This window comes from Trebonia sp. (assembly GCF_049794275.1).
In the GTDB taxonomy this organism is placed as follows: Bacteria; Actinomycetota; Actinomycetes; order Streptosporangiales; family Streptosporangiaceae; genus Trebonia.
The window spans coordinates 1-3849 of sequence record NZ_JBARCR010000153.1 but is presented as its reverse complement, the minus strand read 5'-3'; the positions used below and the strand labels follow the sequence as shown (position 1 = coordinate 3849).

Annotated in this window: 5 protein-coding genes; 2 read left to right on the top strand and 3 right to left on the bottom strand. The window is 69.2% G+C overall.

The genetic code is table 11. From position 1 onward, the window contains the following. A partial coding sequence (locus WA805_RS04505) for a M55 family metallopeptidase (protein ID WP_425241710.1) occupies positions 1 to 621 on the bottom strand: 621 nt, incomplete at its 3' end. Positions 622 to 668: 47 nt separating this feature from the next. Here WA805_RS04505 and WA805_RS04500 point away from each other — a divergent pair. Both WA805_RS04500 and WA805_RS04495 read left to right on the top strand, forming a co-directional pair. Further along, positions 669 to 1172, top strand: coding sequence for a VOC family protein (locus WA805_RS04500; RefSeq protein WP_422271793.1), 504 nt, complete (start codon positions 669 to 671; stop codon positions 1170 to 1172). A 14-nt stretch (positions 1173 to 1186) separates the two neighbouring features. Next, on the top strand, positions 1187 to 1822 hold the full coding sequence (locus tag WA805_RS04495) for a DinB family protein (protein WP_422286046.1): 636 nt from the start codon (positions 1187 to 1189) through the stop codon (positions 1820 to 1822). A 6-nt stretch (positions 1823 to 1828) separates the two neighbouring features. On the opposite strand, the gene WA805_RS04490 is transcribed toward WA805_RS04495, so the two are convergent. Both WA805_RS04490 and WA805_RS04485 read right to left on the bottom strand, forming a co-directional pair. Next, positions 1829 to 2833 carry a tetratricopeptide repeat protein gene (locus tag WA805_RS04490; protein WP_425241709.1) on the bottom strand — a complete coding sequence of 335 codons (1005 nt, stop codon included), beginning with the start codon at positions 2831 to 2833 and terminating at the stop codon, positions 1829 to 1831. 106 nt (positions 2834 to 2939) lie between these two features. Beyond that, positions 2940 to 3665: a winged helix-turn-helix transcriptional regulator gene (locus tag WA805_RS04485; RefSeq protein WP_425241708.1), complete on the bottom strand. Its 726-nt coding sequence runs from the start codon at positions 3663 to 3665 to the stop codon at positions 2940 to 2942. Positions 3666 to 3849 lie beyond the last annotated feature (184 nt).

The following is a 3849-nucleotide window of genomic DNA, read 5'->3' as shown; positions in this document are numbered from 1 at the left end:
CGCCCGCCGCGTCGCCGCCGTCGCCGCGGCCGCGATCTTGTCGCGGGCGTCGAGCGGATGCAGCTGGGCGGCGGCGAACCTGGTGATCGACTCCTTCACCACCACCCGCTCCGCGCCGGAGAAGAACGGCCCGCCCTCGGCGGCCGTCTGCTGGTCGCCGGTGATCAGCACGACCGGCGCCGCGCAGGCCAGCGCGACCAGCCCGTTGATCCCGCTCTCCCCGCATTCGGCGCCGTTCAGCTCGACGCGCGACACGACCGACGGGTTGTACGTGTGCGACAGCACCGAGCTGTCCCCGGAGATCGACCCGTGGTAGCCGACGAAGAACACCGCGTCCACCGACGCGTCCATGCCCTCCATCATGTAGCGCGGCTTGTGCCGCCCGGCGACGTACAGCGCCCGGCCGTGCAGCTCCGCGGGGTTGAGGTTGTTCATCGTCCCGTGCGAGTCGTTGCACACGATCTCGGTGGCGCCGCCCGCGAGCGCCCCGTCGATCGCCGCGTTGACCTCGCCGAGCAGCAGCGCGCGGCCCTCCTCGTACGGCTGGCCGGGCGGACGGCACTGCGACCAGTCGACGATCCCGGCCACGCCCTCCATGTCAAAGGAAATAAAGACCTTCACCGCTCGATTATCCCGAAGGTCATCACGAACCTGATCGGGAGCGTCCCATGGCAGTCCGCCGCCTGAACCACGCCGTGCTGTACGTGAACGGGCTGCAGCGCGAGGTGGAGTTCTACACCACGACGCTCGGCTTCGAGGTCCGGATGGAGGTTCCCGGCCAGGCCGCGTTCCTGCGGTCCCCAGGATCGGTGAACGACCATGACCTCGGCCTGTTCGACATCGGCACGGGCCGCGCCTCCGGCCGCCCCGAAGTGGGGCTCTACCACCTGGCCTGGGAGGTCGGCACGCTGGCCGAGCTCGTCGAGGCCAGGCAGAAGCTGCTCGACGCCGGCGCCCTGGTAGGGGAGAGCGACCACCGGCTGTCCAAGTCGCTGTACGCCAGGGACCCGAGCGGCATCGAGTTCGAGGTGCTGTGGCGCGTCCCTGTCGAGGACTGGGACGAGGAGCTGGCGCAGGGCGACGACTTCACCGTCCCGCTGGACTGGCAGCGCACGCTGAGCCGGTGGGACAACCAGCAGCAGACCGGCGCCGCCGCCGGCTCCCCGACGTAACTACGATGCGGCTCATGACCGGGAAACGAGCCGGCACGCTGCTAGAGCTGATGTACCCAATCGAGTACTTCACCCTTGCCCGCGCCTGGCAGGACCTGACCGATGATGAGTTCTTCTGGGAGCCATTCACGACGACCTGGAGCATTCGCCGGCAGGACCAGTGCTCGACACCGAACCCGTTCGGAGCCGGCGAATGGGTGGCCGACTTCGAGATTCCTGAGCCAGCCCCGGTTCCGATGACCACCATCGCCTGGCTGTACTGGCACATAGGGTCGATGCCAGGCCGTCTGTGCGGTATCGACTTCTTGGGCGGGACGCGCACCATGGCCAGCGGCTGGACCTCCCCGTACCTAACCCATCACCCGATCTTCACCAGCGCCGCCGAGGCCGTCACCGCGTTGCGTGACGGCTGGCAGAGACTCCGTGAGGCGATCGAGCGGGCCGATGACGACCAGCTCGAAGTGACGACCGCTGGGTACACGTATGCCGCGGAGCCGCCAAGAGGCGGCGTGTGCGTTGCCGGCCCGCCGGGTCCCGCGCACCCGGCCACGCACTTCATCGCGGGCACGCTCACCGAGATAGGTCATCACGGTACTCAAATCGGCGCTCTGCGCGATCTGTACGCGTGGCGACAGATCGACCGCCGTTGACTAGCGCTAGCCGTCCTCATCGCCTGGGATGTTTGCCCCCTCGGCGTGGTGCTCAGGTGCACCCTTGATCGCGATCGCCGCGCGGGACTCGAGAGCCGCGTCGAAAATCTCCGCCACCGACTTGCGGATCTCCTCACGCAGAGTCGCCTTGTCCTGACAGAGGTTCTCGATGTTCCGCTGATAAAGCACGAACCTCGTCCCGAACGAGGCGCGCGAGCGTGCCCCCGCGGCGAAGTCTCCGCCCAGCCCGCCAAACACGTTGTCCGAATCGCCGCCGCCAGTGCTGGGCCCCTCCAGATGCCACCGGCGATCCGGATCTACACCCCGCTCGACCCGCGACTTGTCCGGCAGCAACACCACGTCCACAGGCTCGCCGGAGGAACCGCCCGTCTCGGCGTCATGCACCCTGATCTGTGCATCGGCCTGCGCCTTGAAGGCAGCACCCGCCATCCGGTACGGCACCACCCAGGTGCCCGCATCGGAGGTCAGCGCCGCCGCGGCGGCGAAGTCGGCCCGCCCCGCCCCAGGGTTGTCCGCGTCGAGCCAGACCTTGACCTGGCCGCGTAGCGCCCACGCGGGAGCGAACCGGCTGGCCACTTTCAGCAGGTCATCGAGGCGTTCGTCCGCCTCCTGGAATCGGCCCAGGCGGTACAGCGCGACCGCGAGGCGCCACAGCGCCTGGGCAGACGCCGGATCAGCGTCGGCCGCCGCCTGGGCGGCCGTGCGTGCATCCTCAAAATGCCCGAGCCACCACAGCGCCTCCGAGGCGAGCACGAGCGACGCGACCCGGACCGCGGGTGCCGGATCGCTCAGGTGGCGATGGGCCACCCACAGCGCCCCGAGCGGATGATCGGGGCAGCTGCGCGTGTGTTCCCGCAGCGTCTGCAGAGCATCCTTCGCCGATTCCCGGCCGTCGTGGCGGTGTTCGGCGGGAACAAGGTTGAGCCACCGTGCCGCGGCGCCTCTCAGCTGCTCGCCTGGTTCGAAGTCCGGCGCCTTGGGGTTCGCCACATACCCGGGGCCGGAGTGACGGGAGGGCCGGGGCGCTGGAACAGAAGGTGTCACATCATCTCCGGGCATAGGGCACATGATCGTTCCTTGCCTCGGGCCGCGCCCGCTAGAGAGGGGCAAGATGTCCGCCTACTCTAGCGCCGGCTCTCCGCCGTAACCGGGACTGCCCCGCCGGGGCCTCCGCGGCGGGTTCCGCGACGGCGGCCATGGCGCCGATCAGCCGCCGGAATCTCTCGACCTGCCCGGCTTCGCCGGTGATCTCGATGCCGCGGTCGGGCCCGCCGAAGATGTAGGCGGCCAGGTCGTGGCTGGTCGCGGTGATCGTGACGTCGGCCGGGGCGGCCGGGGCGGCCGCGCTGAGTGACCATCCGTGGGCGTCGCCTTCGGCCAGGTAGTCGCCGCCGTCGAGCCGGAAGTGCCAGCGGGCTTGCTCGCCGCCGTCGAGCTCGATGGCCAGGACGGCGGAGCGGAGCAGGTGCTCGGCGTGCACCGGCTCGCCGGCCTGCGGCCGGCGCCAGGCGTGGCGCAGCCCCCACCGGTTGAGCCCTTCGATGACGGGTCCGAGGTCTGCTCCGGCCGGGGTCAGCCGGTACCAGACCTCCCGCCTGCCCGGCTCCCGGTCGGCGGTGAGGATCCCGGTGTCTTCGAGCTCACGCAGGCGCTGGCTGAGCGTCTTGGGGGTGATCCCGGCGAGGCGGTCCATCAGGTCGGTGAACCTCTTGGGGCCGGTGAGGAGATCGCGGATCACCAGCAGGCTCCACCGGTCGCCGACGCGTTCCAGGGCGCGTGCCGTCAGGCAGAAGTGGTCGTAGGTCCGAACGTTCCTGATCACGTCCTCCATAATACTAGTTGACAGATACTATTTGCAAGATACTAACCTATAGATAGCTAACTCAACAGGAGGAGGATGTCATGTACGACCCGCCTGGCTATCTGTGGGCGCTCACCATCGCCGGTATCGTCGCGATCCCGGCCGCGACCTGCATCGTGCTGTACGGCGGCGCGCTGCGCGCCGG